Source organism: Paenibacillus rhizosphaerae (genome assembly GCF_014192015.1).
GTDB classification, from domain to species: domain Bacteria; phylum Bacillota; class Bacilli; order Paenibacillales; family Paenibacillaceae; genus Paenibacillus_AQ; species Paenibacillus_AQ rhizosphaerae.
Genome location: NZ_JACHXJ010000001.1, coordinates 1164620 through 1189147 on the forward strand (window position 1 = coordinate 1164620; position 24528 = coordinate 1189147).

General features: G+C 52.5%; 22 protein-coding genes. 18 read left to right on the forward strand and 4 right to left on the reverse strand.

Annotation, left to right across the window (positions count from 1 at the left end; genetic code table 11):
• The first annotated feature begins 24 nt into the window (after positions 1-24).
• Together FHS19_RS05070 and FHS19_RS05075 are read left to right on the forward strand one after the other, a co-directional pair.
• The gene (locus FHS19_RS05070) at positions 25-744 is read left to right on the forward strand and encodes a YebC/PmpR family DNA-binding transcriptional regulator (protein ID WP_183579483.1); all 720 of its coding nucleotides are present in this window, start codon (positions 25-27) and stop codon (positions 742-744) included.
• 81 nt (positions 745-825) lie between these two features.
• Positions 826-1569 (forward strand): spermidine synthase, encoded by a 744-nt coding sequence (locus tag FHS19_RS05075; RefSeq protein ID WP_183579486.1) that lies wholly within the window; start codon positions 826-828, stop codon positions 1567-1569.
• A gap of 105 nt (positions 1570-1674) precedes the next feature.
• On the opposite strand, the gene FHS19_RS05080 is transcribed toward FHS19_RS05075, so the two are convergent.
• On the reverse strand, positions 1675-2517 hold the full coding sequence (locus FHS19_RS05080) for an aldo/keto reductase (protein WP_183579490.1): 843 nt from the start codon (positions 2515-2517) through the stop codon (positions 1675-1677).
• A gap of 141 nt (positions 2518-2658) precedes the next feature.
• Positions 2659-3876, reverse strand: a complete 1218-nt coding sequence (locus tag FHS19_RS05085; protein ID WP_183579492.1) for an MFS transporter — start codon at positions 3874-3876, stop codon at positions 2659-2661.
• A 176-nt stretch (positions 3877-4052) separates the two neighbouring features.
• Between FHS19_RS05085 and FHS19_RS05090 the strand changes: the two genes are divergently transcribed.
• The 15 genes from FHS19_RS05090 to FHS19_RS05160 all read left to right on the forward strand — a co-directional run bounded on the left by FHS19_RS05090 (position 4053) and on the right by FHS19_RS05160 (position 20298).
• On the forward strand, positions 4053-4484 hold the full coding sequence (locus tag FHS19_RS05090) for a winged helix-turn-helix transcriptional regulator (RefSeq protein WP_183579497.1): 432 nt from the start codon (positions 4053-4055) through the stop codon (positions 4482-4484).
• A gap of 123 nt (positions 4485-4607) precedes the next feature.
• Positions 4608-5405 carry a helix-turn-helix transcriptional regulator gene (locus FHS19_RS05095; RefSeq protein WP_183579500.1) on the forward strand — a complete coding sequence of 266 codons (798 nt, stop codon included), beginning with the start codon at positions 4608-4610 and terminating at the stop codon, positions 5403-5405.
• A 231-nt stretch (positions 5406-5636) separates the two neighbouring features.
• Positions 5637-6032, forward strand: coding sequence for a VOC family protein (locus tag FHS19_RS05100; RefSeq protein ID WP_183579504.1), 396 nt, complete (start codon positions 5637-5639; stop codon positions 6030-6032).
• Positions 6033-6343: 311 nt separating this feature from the next.
• Entirely contained in the window at positions 6344-7399 is a 1056-nt protein-coding gene (locus tag FHS19_RS05105; RefSeq protein ID WP_183579506.1) for a LacI family DNA-binding transcriptional regulator, read from the forward strand.
• A gap of 113 nt (positions 7400-7512) precedes the next feature.
• Positions 7513-8742, forward strand: a complete 1230-nt coding sequence (locus FHS19_RS05110; protein WP_183579509.1) for a sugar ABC transporter substrate-binding protein — start codon at positions 7513-7515, stop codon at positions 8740-8742.
• 17 nt (positions 8743-8759) lie between these two features.
• The gene (locus FHS19_RS05115) at positions 8760-9686 is read left to right on the forward strand and encodes a carbohydrate ABC transporter permease (protein WP_183579511.1); all 927 of its coding nucleotides are present in this window, start codon (positions 8760-8762) and stop codon (positions 9684-9686) included.
• On the forward strand, positions 9683-10522 hold the full coding sequence (locus tag FHS19_RS05120; RefSeq protein ID WP_246426420.1) for a carbohydrate ABC transporter permease: 840 nt from the start codon (positions 9683-9685) through the stop codon (positions 10520-10522). The genes FHS19_RS05115 and FHS19_RS05120 overlap by 4 nt, the downstream gene beginning before the upstream one ends.
• Positions 10523-10562: 40 nt before the next feature.
• On the forward strand, positions 10563-12884 hold the full coding sequence (gene yicI, locus FHS19_RS05125; protein ID WP_183579513.1) for an alpha-xylosidase: 2322 nt from the start codon (positions 10563-10565) through the stop codon (positions 12882-12884).
• 713 nt (positions 12885-13597) lie between these two features.
• Positions 13598-14335 (forward strand): UMP kinase, encoded by a 738-nt coding sequence (pyrH, locus tag FHS19_RS05130; protein ID WP_183579515.1) that lies wholly within the window; start codon positions 13598-13600, stop codon positions 14333-14335.
• A 148-nt stretch (positions 14336-14483) separates the two neighbouring features.
• On the forward strand, positions 14484-15944 hold the full coding sequence (locus tag FHS19_RS05135) for an MDR family MFS transporter (protein ID WP_183579518.1): 1461 nt from the start codon (positions 14484-14486) through the stop codon (positions 15942-15944).
• A gap of 258 nt (positions 15945-16202) precedes the next feature.
• Positions 16203-17279: a sorbitol/xylitol/iditol dehydrogenase GutB gene (gene gutB, locus FHS19_RS05140; RefSeq protein WP_183579521.1), complete on the forward strand. Its 1077-nt coding sequence runs from the start codon at positions 16203-16205 to the stop codon at positions 17277-17279.
• A 91-nt stretch (positions 17280-17370) separates the two neighbouring features.
• Positions 17371-18000, forward strand: a complete 630-nt coding sequence (locus tag FHS19_RS05145) for a cyclase family protein (protein WP_246426421.1) — start codon at positions 17371-17373, stop codon at positions 17998-18000.
• Between the two features lie 53 nt (positions 18001-18053).
• The gene (locus FHS19_RS05150) at positions 18054-18584 is read left to right on the forward strand and encodes a GNAT family N-acetyltransferase (protein ID WP_183579525.1); all 531 of its coding nucleotides are present in this window, start codon (positions 18054-18056) and stop codon (positions 18582-18584) included.
• Positions 18581-19327 (forward strand): WecB/TagA/CpsF family glycosyltransferase, encoded by a 747-nt coding sequence (locus FHS19_RS05155; protein ID WP_183579527.1) that lies wholly within the window; start codon positions 18581-18583, stop codon positions 19325-19327. Before FHS19_RS05150 ends, FHS19_RS05155 begins: the two co-directional genes overlap by 4 nt.
• A 119-nt stretch (positions 19328-19446) precedes the next feature.
• Positions 19447-20298, forward strand: a complete 852-nt coding sequence (locus FHS19_RS05160; protein WP_183579530.1) for an MBL fold metallo-hydrolase — start codon at positions 19447-19449, stop codon at positions 20296-20298.
• Between the two features lie 760 nt (positions 20299-21058).
• Here the strand turns inward: FHS19_RS05160 and FHS19_RS05165 are convergent.
• Positions 21059-21667: a hypothetical protein gene (locus tag FHS19_RS05165; RefSeq protein ID WP_246426422.1), complete on the reverse strand. Its 609-nt coding sequence runs from the start codon at positions 21665-21667 to the stop codon at positions 21059-21061.
• Positions 21668-21728: 61 nt separating this feature from the next.
• Entirely contained in the window at positions 21729-22583 is an 855-nt protein-coding gene (locus FHS19_RS05170; protein ID WP_183579533.1) for an AraC family transcriptional regulator, read from the reverse strand.
• A gap of 201 nt (positions 22584-22784) precedes the next feature.
• Here FHS19_RS05170 and FHS19_RS05175 point away from each other — a divergent pair, with 201 nt between their 5' ends.
• A complete protein-coding gene (locus FHS19_RS05175) occupies positions 22785-24398 on the forward strand; it encodes an extracellular solute-binding protein (RefSeq protein ID WP_183579536.1) in 1614 nt (537 codons plus the stop codon).
• Positions 24399-24528 lie beyond the last annotated feature (130 nt).

Below are 24528 nucleotides of genomic sequence, written 5' to 3' on the forward strand. Positions count from 1 at the left end.
TATTACGGAAAGAGAGCGGATCGTATGGGTCGTAAGTGGAATAACATTAAAGAGAAGAAAGCATCGAAAGACGCAAATACTAGTCGTATATATGCCCGCTTTGGGCGTGAAATTTATGTCGTCGCCAAACAGGGTGAGCCGGATCCGGAATCGAACCGGGCGCTGAAGGTCGTTCTGGAACGCGCCAAGACGTACAATGTGCCGAAGGCCATCATTGACCGCGCGCTGGAGAAGGCGAGAGGCAACTCTGATGAGACCTATGACGAGTTGCGTTACGAAGGCTTCGGACCGAACGGATCCATGGTGATCGTGGATGCCCTGACGAATAACGTCAACCGTACCGCTTCGGAGGTTCGGGCTGCATTCAGCAAGAACGGAGGCAACCTTGGCGTCAGCGGATCGGTCGCCTATATGTTCGATTCCACCGCCGTCATCGGGGTCGAAGACAAGACGGAGGAAGAGGTCTTGGAGCTGCTGATGGAAGCGGACGTCGACGTTCGCGATATTATCCAGGAAGATGATTCTGTAATCGTATATTCGGATCCGGAGCAGTTCCATGCCGTGCAGGAAGCTTTCCAGAACGCCGGTGTAACCGAATTTTCGGTTGCCGAGGTTTCCATGATTGCGCAGAACTATGTGGAACTTCCAGCCGAGTCCCAGCCGGCATTCGAGAAAATGATCGACGCGCTCGAAAACCTGGAGGACGTCCAGAATGTTTACCACAACGTGGAGCTTGAAGATTAATCAGCGGGATGCGAATTGTGGGAAGAAGGCCATTGTCTGAGAAGACGATGGCCTTTTTGGGTATGAAAGGGGAAGACGGGATTGTATGAGTTAGCCAGAACATCGAACGGAAACCACGAAATCATCGTCTACGAAGCACATGAGCTGTTTGGTGAAACGGGCCGCTTCCGCGTACTGCAATTTGGAGACAACGCGGTTCAAGGTGCCATTGACCTCCGGCATCCGGACCGCATCGTGCTGGAGTATCCGCGCGAAATTGTCCGGCTGATCCGTAATCGGACGCCCGAAAAAGGCAGAATCTTTATGATCGGACACGGAATTGGAACGATTGCCGGCCGGTTCCGGGAAGATCAATGCCTTGTGGCCGAGGTCAACGCGGATATCGTGGAGCTGAGCAGAACGTATTTTCAATATGGCTGGAACAATGTCGTGATCGGAGACGGACGGGCCATATTGCAGCAGCAGGCCGAAGGCTCCTTTGATTATGTCATCTTAGACGCGTTTACACGCGAAGGGACGCCGCATCATTTGATGACCGAAGAATTTTTTGTGCTGGCCAGGCAAAGGCTGAAGGCAGGCGGGATTCTGATTATGAACGCCGCAGGGAAACTGCAGCGGGATGCCGTGCTAAGTGCCATTCATACCACGATGGAGCAGGTGTTTGCTTCAGTTCGAGCATTCGCCCTGACAGAAGGGGAACGGGACGCAGAACGGAACGTTTTGTTCCTGGGCTCGGATATGCCGGCCGCAGCGGATGTCAAAGATCCGGAAGGTTTTATACAGGTGCAGCTGGAGCGGGGATACATTCTTAGAGACCGCGTGTGATGCCATTGCCCGTGGTTAACTGTGCAAAAACAATGGAATTTAAAAAACGCCATCCTTCCGAATCCGGAGGGATGGCGTTTTCGTATTGCGGATGATGAAGCAGAATTAGAAATCGAAGTTGTCCGGGTCAGGACCTACACGGCGGTTTTCGTTCAGCCCGTCGATCCGGTCCATATCTTCCTGGGACAGTTCAAAATCAAACAGCGATGCATTTTCGACGATACGGTGTTCTTTCGTCGATTTGGGGATGGTCACAACGCCATGCTGCAGGTCCCAACGGAGGATCACCTGGGCAATGGACTTGCCGTATTTGTCCGCGATTTCTTTCAACAGCGGATGGTTCAGCAGCTCGCCCTGCATCAGCGGAGACCACGCCTCCAGCTGAATGTTGTGCTGCTTCGTGAAGCCGCGAAGCTCTTTCTGGGTCAGCATCGGATGGAATTCCACCTGGTTGACGACCGGTACGATTTCCGCATCCTTCATTAAATCTTCCAGGTGGTGTACTTGGAAGTTGCTGACGCCGATGGATTTGACGCGGCCGTCCTTATACAGCTGCTCCATCGCTCTCCACGCCTCTTTATATTTGCCGGCAACCGGCCAGTGGATCAAGTACAGATCCAGATAGTCGAGACCCAGCTTCTTCAGGCTTGTCTCGTAGGCGGCGATTGTCGATTCGTAACCGAGGTCTGCGTTCCACACTTTTGAAGTAACAAAAAGGTCTTCGCGCTTCAGGCCGTTATCGGCCAGCGCCTCGCGGATTCCCTGACCGACGCTCGTTTCGTTGGCATAAACCGCTGCGGTGTCGATGCTCCGGTAACCATGCTTCACAGCGGCTTTCACTGCTTCGACGAGCTCGCTGCCTTCCTCCACTTTGAAGACGCCCAGGCCCAGCCAAGGCATTTCGATGCCGTTATTCAATCGGGTTTTGCTTTGTACATGTTGCGTCATTATAAAATTGCCTCCTGGATGTTGTTTGTCATGGTATATAAATTCGTTGATGCCTCCGCCATCGAAACCCATTCGTTTATCATTACCGGAACTGTATAGGACTTATCCGTATTAGATACGATAGCTAAAAAAGGTTCAGGTTTACGCATGGATCATTTTGTCGTCAGAAACTGCGGACGCCGTGTCTTTGTGTTCCAGGGCCCGGCTCCACCAGGTGAGCAAAACGGCTGCCGCAACCATCAGCGAGCCGATCCACGCCGTATGAATCAGACCGAGATGATCGGTCACGATTCCGCCTAAATACGCGCCCAGCGCAATGCCGGCGTTAAATGCGGCAATGTTCACGGACGAAGCGACGTCGACAGCCTTCGGAGCAAACCGTTCCGCCAGCATCACGACGTACACCTGAAGTCCCGGCACATTCATGAAGGCCAGGAGCCCCATGCCGAAAATCGTTATCAGCCCGGCGACTTTGAACGGGGCCGTGAATGTGAGGAGAAGCAAAATGACCGCCTGGATCAGGAACATATACAATAAGGCGGATAAAGGCCTGCGGTTGGCCGCTTTGCCTCCGATCACATTACCAATGGCAATGGCGATCCCGTATAGCAGCAATATCAGGGCGACGGTTGATTCTTTAAAGCCGGTAATATCATGCAGCAGCGGCGACAGGTAGGTAAAAACAACAAAGGTTCCTCCATAGCCAAGTGCGGTGATCAGAAAAGCAAGCAGCAGGCGCCCGTTGGCCACGATTTTGACCTGATCGCGGACCGGCGTCCGGACGCCTTTGCGCAGGTTGCCCGGTACGAGGATCAGGTTCGCAATCAAAGCGATGATTCCGACGATCACGATCGCCACAAATGCGGACCTCCAGCCGAGCTGCTGCCCGATGAACGTCCCCAGCGGCACTCCGGTGACGGTGGCTACGGTGAGTCCCGAGAACATGATAGATATGGCGCTGGCTCTGCGGTTTTCCGCGACCAGATCGGCGGCAATCGTCGACCCGATCGACATAAATACGCCGTGGGACAAGGCCGAAATGATGCGGGCCGCCAGCAGCAGGCCGATCCCGGTGGACGCGGCTGCCAGGCTGTTGCCGGCAATGAATACCAGCATGATGCCGATTAGCAGAATTTTGCGGGGCACTCCCGACGTTAAAGAGGTTAGAATCGGTGCTCCAAAGGTGACGCCGAGCGCATATAACGTAACGGTTAACCCGGCGAGGGTTACCGAAATGTGCAGGTCATTGGCGATCAGGGGAAGCAGCCCCACACTGATAAATTCAGTGGTACCGATCGCGAACGCGCTGATGGCTAAAGCTAATAAGGCAAAGGTTGCGCGTTTTTTATCCAAAGACATGGTATCATCTCACTCCTATATGTTGTTCAATCTATTTGGTGCTGCGATCAAGCTAAAGGGTAGTCATTACCGGCCGGTGAATGTTATTATGTACCCATGAAGTAAATTTGAACAGTACGTACTTTTTAGTACGATAGGCACCAAAAAGTGCCCATAGATATTGAGGAGGGTCTTGGATGGAAAAAAAGAAATACAATATTTCGGTTGAAGCAACGCTGGAAGTGATCGGCGGCAAATGGAAGTGCGTGATCCTGTGCCACTTGACGCACGGAAAGAAACGGACAAGCGATCTGCGGCGGCTGATGCCGTCTATCACGCAAAAAATGCTGACCCAGCAGCTCCGTGAGCTGGAGGAGGATGGTATCGTAAACCGTATCATCTATCATCAGGTTCCGCCGAAGGTAGAGTACGAACTGAGCGAATACGGCTGGAGCCTGAAACCGATCCTGGACTCCCTTTGCTCTTGGGGGGAGAATCATATTATTAAAGAGTATGGTGACAAGTTTGCCGTATTGGAGGATAACATTCTGAACAATAAGGACATCGGCCTCGCTACCGAAATGAATCAACCTGCGTTAGAAGAGGAAACTTCGCTGTCCAAAAACTGAAATTTGTCTTTTATTTGAAGGGTAGAATATGGTAATATAAACGGGAACAGTTGTTCCTGGTTTGGCAGGGGTTGGCCCAGGCTCATCGCGCCTCATCCATCCGGGACTCAAGGGAGGTAAGGTATGACCAACAAGTTTCCTGAACTGGATGGAGTCATTACTTATATTCAGAACCGGCTGGATGAACCGCTGGAGCTGAACACGCTGGCGAAGTACGCAGGGTACAGCCCGTACCATTTTGCCCGGATATTCAAAGCGCGGGTGGGGCTTCCGCCGCTCTATTACGTTTCCTCGCTCCGGCTGCATCGGGCCAAAGAGCTGCTGCTGCACACGAATCTCAGCATTCGCGACATCAGCTTGGAAATCGGACAGCAGAGCCTGGGCACTTTTACTTCCAGGTTTACCGAGAAGGTAGGGGTTACGCCTTCCCTTTTCCGGAATTCCAGGGAGATCGCAGACAATCATTTGAGCTCGCTGAAAACGCTCGATGGCTGGGATGATCTGCCGGCACTGATGACGACAATGGGAACCGTGGAGGGGTCCATATCGTTCGAGGTTCCGTTCGAAGGGGTCATTCTTATCGGTTTGTTCTCAAAACCGATTCCGGAAGGGCTGCCTCCCTACGGTACATTGTTATCGTCAGCAAGCAGGCGCTTTCGTTTTACGGGGGTAAAGCCAGGAACCTATTATTTACTGGCGACTTCCGTTCCGTGGGGAATGAGGGCCGTCGATTTTCTGGTGCCGCAGACGACGCTTCGCGCCAAGCATAAGGTCCCGATCGTCGTCGGTCCGGATAAATCTGTTCCGTTTCAAAGGGTAAACATGCGGGTTCCTCATCTTGACGACCCACCCATCCTCATATCGCTGCCGCTTTTGATGAACAATTTTCTTCATATCAACAGTCAATCCAGCAATCGGTAAGAACTCCGGGCGCAATCATGGTGATATAGTAGAGACAGCAGGGCAGGATGGCATCCTTATACATAACGACTTTTAAAATGACGCATCTTCTCGGACGCCTATGCTAATTCGGCTGCGGCTGGTTCCTTGAGAAGAGACAAGCGTATAATATGAATCCGCCGCTTACCGCGTGTCTAAGGATACCTTCTCCTGCTTTAAATGAATCATTTATACAGGAAAGGGAGAATGACGATGGCCAAGCATATGACTTACATTTTTTCAGAGGATGCCAGAGCCCAGGCCGATTTTTACGTTCAGGCGCTCGGAGGAGAAATTGTATCGGTACAGACCCATGGTGAACTGCCTCACGCTACGGAAGAAAACAAGGACAAGGTGATGCACTTGAACCTGGTCGCCGCTGGTGTGAATATTCTGATGTCGGATGCGGTATTCGAATCGGTTCAACCAGGAACGGCGATCAACCTGGTACTGGAGTTTGAACAGGAGTCGGAAGCGTACGCCGCGTTTGAGAAACTGGCCGAAGGTGGAACGGTCCGCGACCCGATCAAACCGGCTTTCTGGGGATCGTTGTTCGGCCAACTGGAAGATAAGTTTGGCGTCCGCTGGATGATTACGACAGGATCTTAGCATAGTTGTCTGAATGCAGAACACTAACTTTTGCAGTTGTATATGTAAGCTGATAGGGACCTCCGGAATAAATCCGGTGGCCCTTTTTTGTGAGGGATTATAATTTGAGCTCAGAAGCCTAAATAACCCGGACCCGGGTAAAGAGGAAAAGGATAAGAATAACCTGAGAGAGGCAGAATGATTATCGAACATCATTTTTTGTATCAATCCATCATGAAAGCGTTGACATGCGGTTAGCCGCAGAGTTACAATAAACCTGCCTGAAAGACCAAACGTCTTTCATTCTGCAGAATAAGACAAGAGGTATACTTATGAAGGATCATAAAAGACTGACGTTAAAAGGAATCGCCCAGCAATTGGGCATCTCGGTTGCCACGCTGGACCGGGTCCTCAACAATCGCGGCAACGTGAAGCCGGAGACGTACCGCAAGGTTATGGAGAAGCTGGAGGAGCTGGAATATACGCCGAACAAATCGGCGAGATTCCTGTCACGGGGGACTGAAATTTCTTTTGCGATCGTGTTTCCCGAGCATCCGGATTATTTCTGGTCACAGATTGAGCGAGGCATTCGCCTTGCGTATGAGGAGCTGCGGGATTACGGCCTGCGGATTGAAATTTTCAAATCGGAGAGCTACGACACGGAGAAGCAGAGACAGATCGTACAGGAGATTGTGGACAGCGGCGCCTACGATGCGCTGGCCTTGTCTCCCAACGACTCCCAGCAGATGGAGGATCCCATAGACCAGGCGATCGATAAAGGAATGGCGGTGTGCACATTCAATAACGACGCGCCGCTCAGCAAGCGTCTGTTTTACGTGGGCTGCGACTATCGGATCGCCGGCAGACTCGCTGCCGACATGCTGTGCAAGCTGATCGGAAGCGGCGGACGGGCCGGACTGATCACATCGGATGCCAGCAGCCTGCCGTCAGCGACTACATTCCAGATGCAGCAGAAAATTACCGGCTTCCGCGAAGTCATTGCCGAGCAGGGGAACATCGACATGGCTCCGCCGCTGAAGCTGAAGCATGAGGAATACGATCATCCGGACCGCTTTGGCGAGTACTTCCGCCAGGTCGACGGCATTTATGTCACAAGCGCCAAGCTGCATGTCATTGCGCGCCATCTGGAAGAAGCGGGCCTTGGCGGCACCGTGGCTCTGATCGGCCATGATATGACGGAGGATATTTACAAGGATCTGGACCGCGGCACGGTTACAGCGACGATCTGCCAGGACCCGGTAAACCAAGGCTATTTGGCGGTCAAGACGCTGTTTAATCATACGGCCAGCGGCGAGAAGGTGAATTTACGGGAGAACATTTCCAAGCTGGAGCTGGTTACGAGGGAGAACGCACGGTACTATATTTAAAGATATAGGATACCGGGCTTCCCACAAGAAAAATGATGTACGTACATCATTTTGTGATATTTATAATCATCAAAGCCAAAATTCTAGATCATTTCGTAAGGAGGACACGCTATATGCGCGGCAAAATGAAAGCGCTCTTTCTCACTTTATCGCTGTTCGCCCTGGCGCTGACCGCCTGTTCAGCAGGATCCGGTACCGATTCGGGAAAAGTCACCCTGACCTGGTGGGATACGATGACGACGGACGGCAGCGTAACCGCGATTAACAACATCATCAGCGAATATGAAAAGGCCCATCCGAACGTGAAAATCAAACGCACTTACGTATCTTCTTCCGATATCAAAAACAAGCTATTGTTAGGCTCGATCGGTAACCAAGGGCCGGATATCGTATGGATTGACAGCGCCGATCATCAAACGTTCGCCGCTGCCGGCATTTTGGCCGACATCTCCTCCGAAGTCAAAGCGTGGGGACAAGGGGATCTATATTATGACGGACCATGGTCCTCCACGGTGTACGACGGCAAAAATTACGGCGTTCCGGTCGGAAGCAACAACCTGGCGCTGTTTTATAACAAAGATATGTTTGATCAAGCGGGGATCAAGCCCCCCGCCAACTGGAATGAGCTGAAGGAAGACGCCAAGCTGCTTACCCAGAAAAATGTATACGGTTTCGCAGTCAGTGCGGTGAAGACGGAAGAAGGGACGTTTCAGTTTTTGCCGTTCCTTCTGCAGGCCGGCTCGGACATTCCCGACTTTGATAGTCAGGGCACGCTCGATGCGGTAAACCTGTATGACTACATGGCCAAAAACAACTACATGTCCAGGGAAGTCATTACCCAGAAACAATCAGACACCGCGACGCAGTTTGCCGCAGGCAAAGTGGCGATGATGGTGAACGGAACGTGGCAGATCCCATTCCTGCAAAAGGAAGGCAAAGTCAATTGGGGCGTCGTACCGCTGCCGGAAGGTAAAACGGGCGCGACCGTTCTCGGAGGAGAAAACTGGGCGATCTCTGCAGCTTCCAAGCACAAAGAAGCCGCCTTTGACGTCATCCGATTCGCCAACGAGCCGGACCGGTTGAAGAAGCTTCTTCAGACGAACGGCCGTCTGCCGAGCCGCAAAGATTTGCTGCGGGACGCGTTCTGGCAGAAGGATCCGCAGATGAAGGTATTTGCGGATGCGATGGAGGTCGCCAAGGCACGTGCCTACGGCCCGGATTACGCGGGAATTTCCGAAGCGATCCAGACGATGCTTCAGCAGGTGCTGACCGGGCAGACTTCACCCGAGCAGGCTGTCCAAACGGCCGCCGACAAAATCAAGCCGCTTGCACCTAATAATTGAGAAGGAGGAGGAACCACATGTCTGATCAGTCCTATTCCGCGGCAGCGCCGAGAACGTCCAAGCGTTTAAGAAATACAGCATGGACCCGGTATCTGTTCGTTCTGCCGGTCATCCTGTTCCTGCTAGTGTTCATCATTTTCCCGATCGTCTATAACCTGATTCTCAGCTTTCAAAACGTGACGGTATACAACTTCAAGGGGCATCACGCTTTTGCGGGCCTGGCGAGTTATGTCAAGACATTCAAAGATCCGGTGTTTTACACCGCGCTCGGAAACTCGGTATTGTTTACCGTTCTCAGCCTTGTGTTTCAGTTTTCGATCGGCTTTGCGCTGGCCCTGTTCTTTAACCGCAGTTTTCCGGGCCGGGGCTTGATGCGCTCGCTCATGCTGCTCGCCTGGATGCTTCCTGTCGTCATCACCGCTTCGGTATTCCAATGGATGCTGAACGGCGACTACGGTGTCGTTAACTACATCCTGCAAAGCCTCGGGATCATTCACGAGCCGCACAGCTGGCTCAGCGAAAACGGCACGGCGCTGCTGTCCACGATCGTCGCCAACATCTGGGTCGGCATACCGTTTAACATGATTATCCTGCTGTCCGGACTTCAAGGGCTGCCGGAGCAGTTGTATGAGGCGGCCAAGCTGGACGGCGCGGGAAAAATGCTGCAGTTCCGCCACATCACGCTGCCGCTCATGCGACCGACCATTCTGATTCTGCTCATGCTGGGGATCATCAACACGTTCAAAGTGTTTGACATGATCTTCATCATGACAGCGGGCGGACCGGTAAACTCGTCGAACGTGCTGCCGATTTACGCCTACCAGCTGTCCTTCACCAAGTTCCAGTTCAGCCAGGGCGCATCGGTATCCATGATCATGTTCGCGATTCTTACCGTGCTGGCCGTGATCTATCTCCGGATGTCCAGTAAGGAGGAGGCTGCATGATGAACCGACGAGCTCAATGGAAGGGCGCCGGCATGACCGTGATCGGTGCCGTCATCACCCTGTTGTTTTTGTTTCCCGTTTATTGGATGGTCAAAACGTCGATAACTCCAATTACGGACCTGTTCTCGTCTCCGCCCCATTTTGGCGTGCTGAATGCGACCTTTACGGCTTACTATAACAACTTCATTCACAACACGGATATGCTCCGGTATATTGGCAACAGCTTTATTATCGCCATCGGGACGATGATCATGTCGCTGCTGTTCGCCACGCCCGCGGCGTATGCACTGGCAAGACTGGACCTGAAAGGCAAATCGCTGATCATGATTCTGCTGCTCGCGATCCAGATGCTGCCCGGTATTATGATGGCGATGCCGCTGTTCATCATGTTCTCGAAGGTTCACCTCGTGAACAGCTACTTCGGACTCATCCTGGCGGACATGATCCATGCCCTGCCGTTTGCGGTGCTTGTCCTTCGGCCGTCGTTCATGGCACTGCCCAAAGGGCTGGAGGAAGCGGCGAAGATCGACGGCTGCAACCAGTTGACGGCGTTCACGCGAATCATCCTTCCGCTCGCCGTGCCCGGCATGATGACGGTCGCAGTGTTCTGCTTCCTTTTCGGCTGGGGGGATTTCATCTTTGGCCTGACCTTGACGACCGAGGACAGCGTACGCCCGCTGACGCTTGGACTGTACCGCTTTATTGGGCAGTACGGCACGGAGTGGAACAATCTGATGGCGGTCGCCACGCTGGCTGCGCTTCCTATAATAATCATTTTCATCGGCCTGCAGCGCTACGTCGTAGGTGGTATTACCGCCGGTTCCATGAAAGACTGACAACTTTTACTAGAAGATATAGATAGGAGAGAGACCCAATATGAAATTTACAGACGGCTATTGGCATGTGCGGCAGGGGCTGCAGGTATTGTATCCGGTAGAGGTAAGGGACATCGAAACCCGGGAAGACGAAATGACGGTGTATGCATCCACCAAAAAAATCGTCCACAAAGGCGATACGCTGAATACGACGCTGCTCACGGTCCGTTACTCTTCCCCGATGGAGGACGTCATCTGCGTGGAATACATCCATCATGACGGCATGGACGACAAAGGCCCGGCCTTCCAGATCTACAAGCAGTCGGACCTAAAAGTCCAGGTCGAGAAACGCGACGGCTCCGTTACACTCACCAGCGGCAAGCTGACCGCCACCGTTCGTCCGGACGAGGGGTGGAACGTTGCATATGCTTATGACGGACACCGCCTCACCGGCACCGGCTACAAAGGCCCGGCTTACATTAAATCCTCCGAATCGGCGGATGTATATATGAGGGAACAGCTGGATCTGGGGGTCGGCGAATACGTGTACGGGCTTGGGGAACGGTTCACGCCTTTTGTGAAAAACGGTCAGGTCGTGGATCTATGGAATGAAGACGGGGGGACCAGCAGCGAGCAGGCCTACAAGAACATCCCGTTCTATGTGTCCAGCGAAGGATACGGCGTGTTTGTGGATCATCCGGAGCGTGTTTCTTATGAGGTCGCATCCGAGAACGTCTCGAAGGTGCAGTTCAGCGTTCCCGGTGAAAAGCTGAAGTATTACATCATCGGCGGAGCCAATTTGAAAGAGGTTCTGCAAAACTATACGACGCTGACCGGTAAGCCAGCATTGCCGCCTGCATGGTCTTTCGGCCTGTGGCTGACGACCTCGTTTACGACCAGCTATGACGAGGACACGGTGAACAGCTTTGTGGACGGCATGCTGGAGCGCGATATTCCGCTGCATGTGTTCCATTTTGACTGCTTCTGGATGAAGGAGTTCCAGTGGTGCGATTTCAAGTGGGATCCCGACGTGTTCCCGGACCCGCAGGGGATGCTGCGGCGGCTGAAAGACAAAGGGCTTCATATCTGCGTCTGGATCAACCCTTACATCGGGCAGAAGTCGTATCTGTTCAAGGAAGGCAAGGAGAACGGCTATCTGGTGAAAAATCCGGACGGCAGCGTCTGGCAGTGGGACCGGTGGCAGTCCGGCATGGGGCTCGTGGACTTTACCAATCCGGAGGCGGTCCGCTGGTACCAGGACAAGCTGAAGGAATTGCTCCACATGGGCGTCGACAGCTTCAAAACCGACTTCGGCGAGCGGATTCCGACGAATGTCGTTTACCATGACGGCTCCGATCCGGTCAAAATGCACAACTACTACACGTTCCTGTACAACCAAACGGTATTCGAAGTGCTGGAGGAGACGCTTGGTAAAAATGAAGCGGCGGTGTTCGCCCGTTCCGCCACGGCGGGCGGACAGCAGTTCCCGGTTCATTGGGGCGGCGACTGCTCCGCCTCATACGCATCGATGGCCGAATCGCTTCGCGGCGGCTTGTCCTTGTCGCTCAGCGGCTTCGGGTTCTGGAGCCACGATATCAGCGGCTTTGAAAATACGGCCACGCCGGACCTATATAAGCGCTGGACCGCTTTCGGGATGCTGTCCACGCACAGCCGGCTGCACGGCAACCAGTCGTACCGGGTGCCTTGGCTCTTCGACGAGGAAGCGGTGGACGTGCTGCGCTATTTTACCAAGCTGAAATGCACGCTGATGCCGTACCTGTTCCGTTCCGCCGTACAGACCGCGGCGACAGGAGTGCCCGTCATGCGGGCCATGGTGCTGGAATTCCCCGAAGATCCGAACTGCCATGTGCTGGACCGCCAGTATATGCTTGGGGATTCGCTTCTCGTCGCGCCGGTCATGAACGAGCATGGCCTGGCACGCTACTACGTACCGGAAGGACGCTGGACCGATTTCGTAACCGGCGAGAGGGTGCAGGGCGGCGGATGGATCAGCCGGCAGGTCGACTACTTTACGGTTCCACTGCTGGCGCGGGCCGGAAGCATCATTCCGGTTGGAAGCAATAACCAGCGTCCGGATTATGATTACGCGGACGGCGTAACCCTTCACGCCTTTGAACTTGCGGACGGGACGGAATCCGTATGTGTCGTAAACGGGACAAACGGCAAGGAGGAACTGAAGGTGACGGTAACCCGGAACGAGGGACGCATCGAAGTCCAAGCGGAAGGAACGAAGCCATGGAAGCTGCTTCTGCGCGGAGTCCGTCAAATCGCCCAGGCAGGCGGCGCCGAAGCCGCCGTTACCGAGCAGGGAGTACTTCTAACCCCACAAGCCGGCGCTACGCAGCTATCGCTTCAACTGTAAACGGGTTTGTCTTAAGCACACGGGATCAAGAACCCTACTGACGTCAAACTCCCGAAATACCGCCGTTGGCCGGGTTTTCGGGAGCTTTTACGTCTATTTTTTCATCTATATAGATTGAAATAAAGTTTTACATTGAACTTCCTTCTATAACGGCACAATGCGACACTTAAATGTTCAATTCTTTAGTTCATTCTATTTACCTTTAACGTTAACGGTTACGTCAACGATTACAACAACCTTTAGAAAAAGAGGGAATCAACAACCTCTGATATCCAAATTGCAACATATGAAAAATTCACAATAGAAAATACAAAAATCCGTCCCTATTTCCAGCCTGCAAGCCCATCAATTCCATACTCCAGTCAACACACACCGGTCACAAGGAAGTTCTGCCCGCTTCGCCGGATCACATCCAAGCGGCCATAGTTGCTTCTGACGAACTTTTCAGGATATAATCTGCTTGGAAAAAACGGATTTCGAAGGAGGACCCCTGGTGTTCAAGCAGTGCAAATATTCCATAAGTAAACGGTATAGGGTGGTACGCATTGAACACTAAGGCATAATCGGCTTTAGTGTTTTCTTTTTGGACTTCTGAATTCCGGTTTTGACGGAAAGATTGCGGATGCTTTGAAATCATTGCTGAGGAAGCAAATTTATCTTGGTGGGTATCACGTTAGTCACTTTTACGAACACGAAAGGAGTTGCATCGATCCATGGCAGCGTATCAAAGAGTGTTGATTAAGCTAAGCGGCGGAGCGGTGGCAGGAACGAGCCAGTTCGGCTTTGATCCTGGCCGGCTGGAGCATATTGCGGACGAAATTTTATCCGTCGTGAGCATGGGAGTGGAGGTTTCCCTGGTCATAGGCGGCGGCAATATATTTCGGGGAAACATGGCGGAAACCTGGGGCATCGAAAGGGCGGAAGCCGATAATATCGGCACGCTGGCCACCGTCGTCAACAGTTTGATGCTTCGCGGTGTTCTCAAAGCGAAGACGGACAAGGAGGTCCGGGTCATGACCTCGCTCCCCATCGCTTCGGTAGCCGAGCCGTACATTCGGTTGCGCGCCATACACCATCTGGAGAAAGGGTATATCGTCATTTTCGCCGGCGGGAACGGCCAGCCGTACGTCACGACGGACTACCCTTCGGTGCAGCGGGCGATCGAAGTGAACTGTGACGCGCTCCTCGTTGCCAAGCAGGGAGTGGACGGCGTGCTGAGCGCCGATCCGAAGACGGATCCGGCCGCAAGAAAATTCAAGTCGCTGCACTATGACGACGTCATCCGGCACGATCTGAAAATCATGGACCAATCGGCCTTTATTCTGGCCCGGGACTACCATCTGCCTATTCATGTATTCAACTTTGACAAGCCGGGTTCGATGAAAGAATTATGCGAAGGGAAACATCAGGGCACGATCATCAGCCGCGATTCTGTACTGGCTTATGAGTAACTTCTATACGCCGGAATACTTAAAAGATTAAAATAATAAATCATTTAAAAAAAGCAATTTATAAGAAACATTTTCAAGGAGTTATATGGTAAAATAGGCTCGCTGATGCCAAATATAGACATATTGCACAAAACAGGAGGGAGAATAAATGAATCCATTAGGTGTCGCAGCTGCATCTGTACCGGCTGATATCAGCCGTATCAAAAAGCTGCCTATATTAGTCTCATTAATTGTGGGGGCGTTCTTTTCCATCTTAAATGAGACGCTGCTCAATATTGCTTTTCCGGAATTGATGGTTGAGCTCAAAGTTTCGGCCTCTACGCTGCAATGGCTGGCTACAGGCTACATGCTGGTCGTCGGCGTTCTGGTCCCCGCATCGGCGCTGCTGGTCCAGTGGTTTACGACAAGACAAATGTTCCTGGGAGCGATGATCATTTTCACGGTGGGAACGTTTGTCTGTGCCTTCGCCCCGGGCTTTGAATTCCTTCTGATCGGCCGTTTGCTTCAGGCCGCAGGAAGCGGATTGATGCTTCCGGTCATGATGAATACGATCCTTGTGCTGTATCCGCCGGAAAAACGCGGAGCTGCCATGGGCAGCATCGGTCTGGTCATTATGTTCGCACCGGCCATCGGACCGACGTTGTCGGGATTGATTCTCGATTCGTTTGAATGGAGATGGCTGTTCTACTTGGTTCTGCCGTTTGCTATCATTTCGATCATCATCGCATTTGTGTATTTGAAAAACGTATCGCAGCCTACCAAACCCAAAGTGGACGTTCTGTCGATCATTCTGTCTACGATCGGATTCGGTGGAATCGTCTATGGCTTCAGCAGTCTGGGTGAAGGTGGAAATGGCTGGTCGCATCCCAAAGTGTACTGGACCATCATTGTTGGCGCGGTTGCCCTGCTGCTGTTCGTTATTCGTCAGCTCCGGCTGAAAGATCCTTTAATGGATATCCGGTCCTTTAGATTCCCGGCCTTTACCCTGACGGCGATCATGCTGATCATTATGATGATGACGCTGTTCTCCTCCATGTCGCTGCTGCCGTTCCTTTTTCAGGGCGCACTCGGCATGACGGTGTTTGCCTCCGGTCTGCTGATGCTTCCGGGAAGCTTGCTCAACGGCTTGATCTCGCCGATTACCGGTAAACTGTTCGATAAGTTCGGTCCACGGGCGCTGATCATTCCGGGAACGATTGCTCTGGTGATCATTATGTGGTTCTTTACGCAGGTATCGGTCGAAACGAGCAAAGTCACGCTGCTCATCCTGCATATCTGCATGATGGTTTCCATCTCCATGATCATGATGCCGGCGCAGACGAACGGCATGAATCAGCTTCCGGCCCGGTATTATCCGCACGGTACGGCGATCTTGAATACGCTCCAGCAGGTGGCGGGTGCGATTGGCGTGGCCTTCTTTATCAGCGTCATGTCCAACGGCCAAGCCGGTTTCCTGAAGGGTTCGTCGGATCCAACCGCGCCAGGGCAAATGGCTCAAGCCATGGTAGCCGGTGTGCATAATGCGTTTGTCATCGGGTTTGGCTTCTCCATCGTAGCGTTGATTCTGGCATTGTTATTCAAACGGACCAAAGGTCCTGCCGAATCATAGGCGGTTGGCGGCCTTGCCGGCCATTCATTCGGCCGGCTTCGATATACATAACCGTGACTGAAGGGACAGCGTTCCTTTTACATGGTGGAGTTTCTCGCTTCACAGAAAAGAATCCGCTCCCGAAGGGGAGCGGATTCTTTGTGTTTCAGCCTGTTGATTTCCTTGGTCAGCCGCTGTTTTTCATAGATATTAGCGGGTTTCTATAATACAATGGATAGAAAATAATAGATTTCAAGAAGGGAAGGAAGTACACAGAAGATGAACTCCAGCATTCCCCAAACGATGCAAGCCGCTGTGATGCACAGCCCGCGCCAAATCCGGATTGAAACGGTGCCGGTGCCGGATATCGCACCTGACGAAGTGTTGATCAAAGTGATGGCCGTCGGCATCTGCGGATCCGACCTCCATTATTATACGCATGGGCGAATCGGCAAGTACGTCGTGGAGAAGCCGATCATCCTTGGCCATGAATGCTCCGGCGATGTCGCCGCCGTAGGCGCAGATGTAACCGGATTCAAAATGGGAGACCGCGTAGCCGTGGAGCCCGGGGTGACTTGCGGCCGCTGTGATGCCTGCAAAGAGGGTCGGTATAATCTCTGTCCCGACGTGCAGTTTCTGGCGACACCACCGGTAGACGGTGCTTTTGTGCAGTACATCAAAATCCGGCAGGATTTCGTGTTCCGGATCCCGGATTCGCTGAGCTATGAGGAGGCGGCGCTGATCGAGCCGTTCTCCGTCGGCATTCATGCCGCGGCGAGAAGCAAGCTTACACCCGGATCGACCATCGCCATCATGGGGATGGGACCGGTGGGACTGATGGCCGTCGTCGCAGCCAAAGCCTATGGCGCAGCCGAAATCATCGTGACGGACTTGGAGCCGCTGCGTCTGGATGCCGCGAAGAAGCTCGGAGCGGATCACGTGATTAACGTCGCAGATCAGGACGCGCTGGAGGAAATTCAGCGGTTGACGGGCGGGAAGGGCGTCGATGTCGCTTGGGAAACCGCGGGCAATCCCAAAGCGCTGCAAACGGCGCTGGGCTCGCTGCGCCGGGGCGGTAAGCTGGCCGTCGTCGGACTGCCGGCGCAGGATGAAATCCCGCTGAATGTTCCTTTTATTGCGGATAACGAGGTCGATATTTACGGAATATTCCGGTATGCCAATACATATCCGAAGGGCATCCGCTTCCTCGAGTCGGGCATTGCCGATGTAATGACGCTGGTCACGGACCGTTATTCGCTCCAGGATACCCAGGAAGCAATGGAGCGGGCCTTAAATCACAAAAGCGAGTGCTTGAAAGTTGTCGTTTACCCAAATGGTGTGCCAGAGGCGGAGTGAGCTTTATGAAGGACAGGGAAGAAGCGCTGCTTGCCCTTCATCGGGTACCATAAAAGCCCAGTGAGATCAGGCAAACGTAAGAGACAGGGAGATGACGAATCCGATGATGATTGATCTGACCAGGTTGATCCATGATGGGCTGCCTGTTTTCCCGGGGGATGAGGAAACTGAACTTGTCCAGACGAGGCATTTGAAAAGCGATTCGTATACCAACCACCAATTGTCCAGCAATATGCACGCCGGCACGCATATCGACGGGCCGATGCATTTAACGGATTCCGACCGGTATCTTTACGAATTCCCATTAGATCGTTTTATTGGAACCGGCTGCATCCTGGATGTCCCGCAAGAACCGTCGGTTGAATATAAGCCCATGTACGAAGAAAAGATTGGCATGGGACAAATCGTAGTTCTGCATACTGGCCATAGCAAGCTGTGGGGACGGCCGGAATATTTTACGGACTATCCCGTCTTGACCCAAGCGTTTGCCGAGCTGCTGGTACGTAAGCAGGCGAAGATGGTCTGTCTGGATACGCCGTCGCCGGATAAGTACCCTTTTGATATTCATAAATATTTATTCGGACATGGGATATTCATTGCCGAAAATCTGACCGACACCGACCGGCTGTTATCTTTGACGGCCTTTGAAATAACGGCACTGCCTTTACGCATCCGGGCGGATTCGTCACCGGCCCGCATTATTGCCCGCAATATAGAGTAAGCGGTTTGTGTTGCATATAACACATTGTAAAATTGAAAAGGGGATGGTCCTGGATGAAGGATGTCGTTCTGAGTACGGACCGGTTGATCCTGAGGCAAATGGGACGAGATGATGCTCATCTGCTGCAGCAAATTTTTGCGGACCCCGTCGCCATGAAGTACTATCCCTCCACCAAAGACGACCAAGAAACGCTGGAATGGATTGAATGGACGCTGCGAAATTATGAGGAATGCGGTGTCGGCTTATGGATCGTGGAGAACCGAATCAACGGTGATTTTCTGGGACAGTGTGGCATCGTTCCACAGATTGTGGAAGGGATTCGCGAAATGGAGATCGGCTATCTGTTTGCAAGGCGCGTATGGGGGAACGGTTATGCGACTGAGGCAGCAAGGGCTTGCAAGCACTACGGATTTGAGCAAATGAAGCTTCGCAAAATCGTTTCGCTTCCCGATGCCAGCAATCAACCATCCGCTCGGGTAGCCGAACGGATCGGAATGACGCTGGAGAAACAAATCGTCAAATGGAATAAAGAGGTGCTTGTATATTCCGTTTACGACGATGACGGAGAGGTGGTCGAAAGATGAATCAACATGTGCCCATTATGGGGATTCCTTTCCCGAAACTGACGATGGAGCAGAGCGTGCAGCTTCTTCAAGACGTGGTGGAGCGAAAGGAGCAGCGGCTCTTTCACGTGGTTACCGGCAACCCGGAGATCGTCATGTCCTGCCAAAAGGACGCGCAGCTGCGCCAAATTGTCGATGAGGCAGGTTTGGTCACTGCTGACGGCATCGGGATCGTCATGGTCTCCCGTGTACGGGGCGGCAGCCTGCCGGAGCGGGTGACGGGCTGCGATCTGCTGTTAAAGCTGCTTGAGGAAGGCGACCGGAAAGGATGGTCGTTTTACTTTCTGGGTGCGGACGAGGAAACGAGCAGAGAGGCGGTCATCAACATCCAAAAACAGTATCCGGGCGTCGCCATACGCGGCAGACATCACGGTTTCTTTACGCCGGAAGATGAGCCGCGAATCGTGCAGGAGATTGCTGCTGCCGCGCCGGATTTTCTCATCGTGGCTTTGGGAGCACCCCGGGCAGAGAAGTGGATACATAGCCATAAGGACAAGCTGCAGGCCAAAATTGCTATCGGTGTCGGCGGCAGCCTGGATATCATCGGCGGTAAAGTGAAGCGGGCGCCCGCAGCCTGGCAGCGTCTCAATCTCGAATGGCTGTACCGGTTGATTTCCCAACCTTCGAGATGGCGCAGACAACTGATTTTACCCCGGTTTGCTGTGAAAGCGGTGTTTTTCAGAGAGAGATCCAGAGGCGTTTAGCCCAAGTGAACGGGTGGTTAAAAGATACCTGGATGAGGTGGAGCGAGATCCGCAGCTTAATTGGGATCTCCATGTAACGATAAGTATGATCGAAAAAGTAACGGAAGGGAGAGGAAGGCATGAGCCAGTCACAGCCACAGAAGCAAGGCCAGCTCCTGATTCAGGAAATCGAGGAGACCTTTGTGCCGTACGGCATGGTCGCGGTATGGCCTCTTGGACAAGCCAGCTTTATCATTAAGGGAGGGGAGACGGTCATTTACATCGATCCGTATGTCAGCCGTAATCCGGCTCGTACCTACCCGGCGCCGATCGGTCCGGAGCATATAACGAATGCCGATTACTGCCTGATTACCCACGAGCATTCGGACCATATGGACCTGGAGGCGATTGCGGCGATGTCCTGGGCCAACCCGCAGACCGTCTATATGGCTCCGGTATTCTGCCGGGAGGACATATTGAAGCAGGGCGTTGCCCCCGAGCGCTTTATGATTGCCGATACGGAGAAGGATATCGGCGAAGAAGTAATTATACGCCCCATCGCGGCTGCACATGAAGAGCTCGAAACCGATGAGCAGGGCTATCATCGTTACGTCGGGTATCTGATCAGACTAAACGGCGTTACAGTCTACCATTCCGGAGATACGGTCATTTACGAAGGGTTGACGGACCGGCTTCAGGGTGAGTCCATCGACCTCGGACTTCTCCCGATTAATGGCCGCGACGCATTCCGGAACAGCCGCGGTATTATCGGCAATATGGACTACCGGGAAGCGGCCGAGCTGGCGAAGACCGTCGGGATTGGGATGACGATCCCGATGCATTATGACATTTTTGCGGGAAATGCCGAGCATCCGGGATATTTCGTGGACTATGTCTATGACCATTTTCCCGAAATGCGCATTCACGTGATCGCCCGGGGCGAAAGGTTTATCCACGTGACGGATGCGGCCCTGAACGCTCTGAAGTCATAGTCTGACGGTTCTCGTTCGGCATCGGTCCGGAAGGCGGACAGGGTCGGATGTATGAATTATAGAAGCCACAAACCGCTTTCTCCGGAAGGCGGTTTGTTTTTTTATTTGACGGATTGTACGATGAAGCGCGACGGCTGGATTCTATACGAAGAGCTTTGTAATCTGGATTATAGAAGCGGAAATTATGGTGGTTTATGATGAATGTAACACTCCGCTATAGGTATTACACGAGGAACGATTATCGCGGAGAGTGGAGCGGTTGTCGTTCGCAACATGGAAGGAGGAGCATAATGTTAGATGATGAGGGGATGGATAACATAACAACATTTTTGCCGCAAATCAAGATTTGAATCGCTTCCGGCACAAATTATCCGTGAAATTGAACCATTAGTAACAAGTTCAAATACATATAAGCTTTCAAAAGGACGCGATTCAGCACTGAAGAAAATGGATACCGAAAAATCGATATTCCCCTTACTCATCAGGAATTGGCCAATATGAACGGCGTCGAATTGTTCGTAGATGGTGGTATGGCTCAAGTATGAACTTGAATCAGAAGGGATGAGTTGTCCTTTAAGCAATTCCTAATAAGCCCATAGTCCTTGTATCAATTCAGGCAGAAGAGTCTATATAAGCTCTCTGCCTGATTTTCATTCTGCGGCGGATTTGATTGCACTGCTTTGCCTAAAGTACGCAAACGGACGACTTTCGGTCACTGGGTACTGGATACCGTTGTACAATCTGTCATTTACCCGGCTGATTATTCCTCTATGCAGAAGCGGACTTCCTTCCCGGTCGGCTCGCCGCCGAAGGGAGATCCGATTTCCTCCCTGAACACGAATTCGAGACCGGAGAGCTTGTCCGGTAAAGCCGGCGATACCACATAGTTAAAAGTTGCATTTCCGGAGCCGCTTACGCCCCGGTCCATCCGGCAATCATAAGGCTCTCCCATATCTAACGCGAAGTTGGACATGTCGGTCATGCTTTCCGGTATAGCTGTATCCCAATCCACATACAGCGTCACGACGCTGGCATTGGCGTATTGCCGAACCGCAGTCAGTGTGAAAAAATAACCATCATGCTCCTGCGATACTACTACCGGAACATGCTTGATAAAACCGGCGGGCTCGACTATCGGTTTAAAATATTCGTCGGATCGGATGGCACCAAAGAAATATTTTAGAAAGTCCTCATAAAGCCCCGTTTCGGCCGACCATTGGTCAATGTACGCGAAAGGCGGGTATCCCGGATTTCCATCCGACATCTCTTTGCGCTGCTGCAGCAGCTGGCAGATTTGTCTGTCGAGAGGGCGCAGGCGTTCATCGGAATGCTCGGTGGGTCGTGTGAAAGGCATCCGTTTCATCATCATTCCTCCTCATATATTCCATTGTACCCTGAAGTACCAAATGTTGGAAACAATCCGCCATGTATCATTCATAAAATAGCAGCCGCTTCGAGTACGCGTTGCGGAATTCCGTCGGAGTCAACCCCACGATTTTTTTGAAGGATTTCATAAAGTGATGCGGGTCGCTGTAACCCAGTTGATTGGAAATCTCGCTTACATTCTGGTTCGTATCGGTCAGCAGGTACTTGGCCAGCTCCATTTTCTGCTGCAAAATATACTGTTTCAGCGAGATCCCCGAGACGGTTGTAAACAGGTGGGACAGGTACTTTTCATTGTAGCCGAAATGCGAGGCGATTTGGGAGACCTTGATGTTCTCGTGGCGGCTCCATTTGATGTAGTCCAGAATATCGTTGTACAGCTGGGTTTGCTTAAAAGATTTGCCGGGGTTGTTCTTCTCAAAGAACAGCTGGTTGTAGAGCTCACAGAGGATGACGGTAGACATGTAGTCATTTAAGGTCTGTTCGTTGTAGCCGCGCACCGAATCCTGCAGCTGCTTCATCATGACGACGATTTTTTCGGGATTGCGCAGGGTGCCGCATTGAGGAATGACGATCCGTCCGTTCTCGTGAACATGGGTATAGCGGGAGAGGTCCAGCTTGGGAAGGTTCTGCGAAGAGGAAAAGTGCAGCCAATAAAAGCTGCAATCCGACGGCTTGGCTCCTTTCTGGCGCGTGAACGGGGGAAGCAGCAGATACTCTCCCTGGGAGACCTCGTAGGTCTCGTCGTCTCCCGAAATGTACAACGTTCCATGCGTCATCACAATGAGCTCATAATCCATCAAGTAACGGCTTAAATGAATCCAATCCGCAGAGGGAGCAACGAACTTGCCGGTAAGCTCCATATGGACCGGATGCTCGACGCGGAGCTGATAGGCATCCATCTAAAGTTTCACCACCATTTCTAACCTTTTTCCACCCAATGAAGGGTCGCTAGAACCTTAAATTAACACATCGCATCAAACGGCACCATTAGCAAGTACAAACCTTTTGACACAAATTCGATCGTTGAACTATTTTGCCCCCTTAGGATTGAGTATAAGCTTGTGTAAACGGATTCATAAAACTCAAGGGGAGGATGAAGGATGAAAAAAATACTCGCATCCGTGCTTGCGCTTGCGCTCGGAACGTCATTGCTGGCGGGCTGCAGCAGCGGCGGCAATGAGCCGGAGGAACCGACCGCGCAAGGGGGCAAAGTAAAGCTGAAAGCGATTATGACAAAGCATCCGCTCACACAAAAGTTCGAAAACATGAAATGGCTTCAGGATGCGGAGGAGAAGGCAGGGGTAGATATTGAATGGCAGGAGGTGTCCGCCGACTGGGATCAGAAGAAGGGAGCCATGCTGGCCAGCGAGGATATCCCGGATTTGATCGTTGGCGTGAACTCCATTACCGATTCGGATTTCGCCCAGTTTCCGGGGTTGTTCCAAGACCTGTCCGGGATGATCGACCAATATGCCCCGAATGTTAAGGCAATGTTCGACGCCAAGCCCGAAACGAAGATTATTGCCACGCAGCAGGACGGTAAAATTTACGGTCTGCCGAAGTATCAGCGGTTCTGGCCCGATACGGCGACCCGGCAGTTTATCAACAAGGACTGGCTGGACCGGCTGGGGCTCCAGATGCCCATGACATGGGATGAGCTGTTCGACGTGCTGAAGGCGTTCAAAGACAAGGATGCCAACGGAAACGGAGATCCGAACGATGAGATCCCGATGGACTTCGCTCCGACGGGAACCGTCGCATTCGGCTACTTTATGCCGACCGTGCTGCTGGGCAGCGAAGGGATTACATTGTCCGACGGCAGCGGCAGCGGATATTTCGTGGAGGACGGCCAAGTCAAAAACTTCTTTATCGACGACCGTTACAAGGAGTTGGTCAAGTTTTTGAACAAATGCTTCAGCGCCGGGCTGATTAATCCTGAAGTATTCACCCAGGATTATACCAAGTACCAATCAGTGGCAAGGGGCAAAGGGAACACGGCTTCCGTCGGCTTTACATGGGGCTGGGAAGTCACCGACCGTTTCGGCAACGCGGTAAGTCCGCAGTATACGGCGATGGCGCCGCTGAAATTTACGGCGGATTCCACCGTTCAGCAGTCGTGGTCCTACGATTACAACACCCTGAATTACGGTGTAAACACCGTTCAAATGTCTGCCGCTTCCAAGCATAAGGAAGCCGCGATGAAGTTTATCAACGAACTGTACAACCCCGAGGTCAGCATGCAGGTGCTCTTCGGTTCGCTCGGCACGAACATCAAGGACAACGGGGACGGATCGTTTGCCGTACTGCCGCCGCAGGATCAGGCCATGGATCCGGGAACCTGGAAATGGACTTCCACCTGGGCCGATAACGGGCCGATGTATATTGCCGACTCGCTGAAGCTGACCCTGGGAACAGACATGCAGTCGGTCGGCAAGCAAACCGAGCCGATGCAGAAGGTGCTGAACTCGATCGATAAGGACAATGATGTTTTCCCGAACCTGTTTATTAAATACAGCGCGGCGGACAACAGTACGATGGCTCTCGCCAATACGGCGTTTGTGCCGATGGCCTTGGCCAAATGGTCGCAGTGGATCACCAAAGGCGGCGTGGATAAGGAGTGGGATGCCTACGTGGAAAATTGCAAAAAGACAGGTCTGTTGAAAAATATCGAAATTATGCAGAAATACTACGACGACTATAAAAGCAAGCTGTAATGCGATCCCCGGCCTGGTGCTGCCTTCCTGCATCCGGGCCGGATAACAAAAGCACGGCAGCACTGCTGTTACAAGGAGGTAATCTGGTATGATTTCGCGATCCGGCCCCAAATACAAGAAGGCCGCTGCT

Excerpts from the sequence above, each read along its gene's own strand:
- FHS19_RS05070 (WP_183579483.1), top strand. The coding sequence starts at position 25 with ATGGGTCGTAAGTGGAATAACATTAAAGAGAAGAAAGCATCGAAAGAC.
- FHS19_RS05080 (WP_183579490.1), bottom strand. The coding sequence starts at position 2,517 with ATGACGCAACATGTACAAAGCAAAACCCGATTGAATAACGGCATCGAA.
- FHS19_RS05085 (WP_183579492.1), bottom strand. The coding sequence starts at position 3,876 with ATGTCTTTGGATAAAAAACGCGCAACCTTTGCCTTATTAGCTTTAGCC.
- FHS19_RS05090 (WP_183579497.1), top strand. The coding sequence starts at position 4,053 with ATGGAAAAAAAGAAATACAATATTTCGGTTGAAGCAACGCTGGAAGTG.
- FHS19_RS05095 (WP_183579500.1), top strand. The coding sequence starts at position 4,608 with ATGACCAACAAGTTTCCTGAACTGGATGGAGTCATTACTTATATTCAG.
- FHS19_RS05100 (WP_183579504.1), top strand. The coding sequence starts at position 5,637 with ATGGCCAAGCATATGACTTACATTTTTTCAGAGGATGCCAGAGCCCAG.
- FHS19_RS05105 (WP_183579506.1), top strand. The coding sequence starts at position 6,344 with ATGAAGGATCATAAAAGACTGACGTTAAAAGGAATCGCCCAGCAATTG.
- FHS19_RS05110 (WP_183579509.1), top strand. The coding sequence starts at position 7,513 with ATGCGCGGCAAAATGAAAGCGCTCTTTCTCACTTTATCGCTGTTCGCC.
- FHS19_RS05115 (WP_183579511.1), top strand. The coding sequence starts at position 8,760 with ATGTCTGATCAGTCCTATTCCGCGGCAGCGCCGAGAACGTCCAAGCGT.
- FHS19_RS05120 (WP_246426420.1), top strand. The coding sequence starts at position 9,683 with ATGATGAACCGACGAGCTCAATGGAAGGGCGCCGGCATGACCGTGATC.
- yicI (WP_183579513.1), top strand. The coding sequence starts at position 10,563 with ATGAAATTTACAGACGGCTATTGGCATGTGCGGCAGGGGCTGCAGGTA.
- pyrH (WP_183579515.1), top strand. The coding sequence starts at position 13,598 with ATGGCAGCGTATCAAAGAGTGTTGATTAAGCTAAGCGGCGGAGCGGTG.
- FHS19_RS05135 (WP_183579518.1), top strand. The coding sequence starts at position 14,484 with ATGAATCCATTAGGTGTCGCAGCTGCATCTGTACCGGCTGATATCAGC.
- gutB (WP_183579521.1), top strand. The coding sequence starts at position 16,203 with ATGAACTCCAGCATTCCCCAAACGATGCAAGCCGCTGTGATGCACAGC.
- FHS19_RS05145 (WP_246426421.1), top strand. The coding sequence starts at position 17,371 with ATGACGAATCCGATGATGATTGATCTGACCAGGTTGATCCATGATGGG.
- FHS19_RS05150 (WP_183579525.1), top strand. The coding sequence starts at position 18,054 with ATGAAGGATGTCGTTCTGAGTACGGACCGGTTGATCCTGAGGCAAATG.
- FHS19_RS05155 (WP_183579527.1), top strand. The coding sequence starts at position 18,581 with ATGAATCAACATGTGCCCATTATGGGGATTCCTTTCCCGAAACTGACG.
- FHS19_RS05160 (WP_183579530.1), top strand. The coding sequence starts at position 19,447 with ATGAGCCAGTCACAGCCACAGAAGCAAGGCCAGCTCCTGATTCAGGAA.
- FHS19_RS05165 (WP_246426422.1), bottom strand. The coding sequence starts at position 21,667 with ATGATGATGAAACGGATGCCTTTCACACGACCCACCGAGCATTCCGAT.
- FHS19_RS05170 (WP_183579533.1), bottom strand. The coding sequence starts at position 22,583 with ATGGATGCCTATCAGCTCCGCGTCGAGCATCCGGTCCATATGGAGCTT.
- FHS19_RS05175 (WP_183579536.1), top strand. The coding sequence starts at position 22,785 with ATGAAAAAAATACTCGCATCCGTGCTTGCGCTTGCGCTCGGAACGTCA.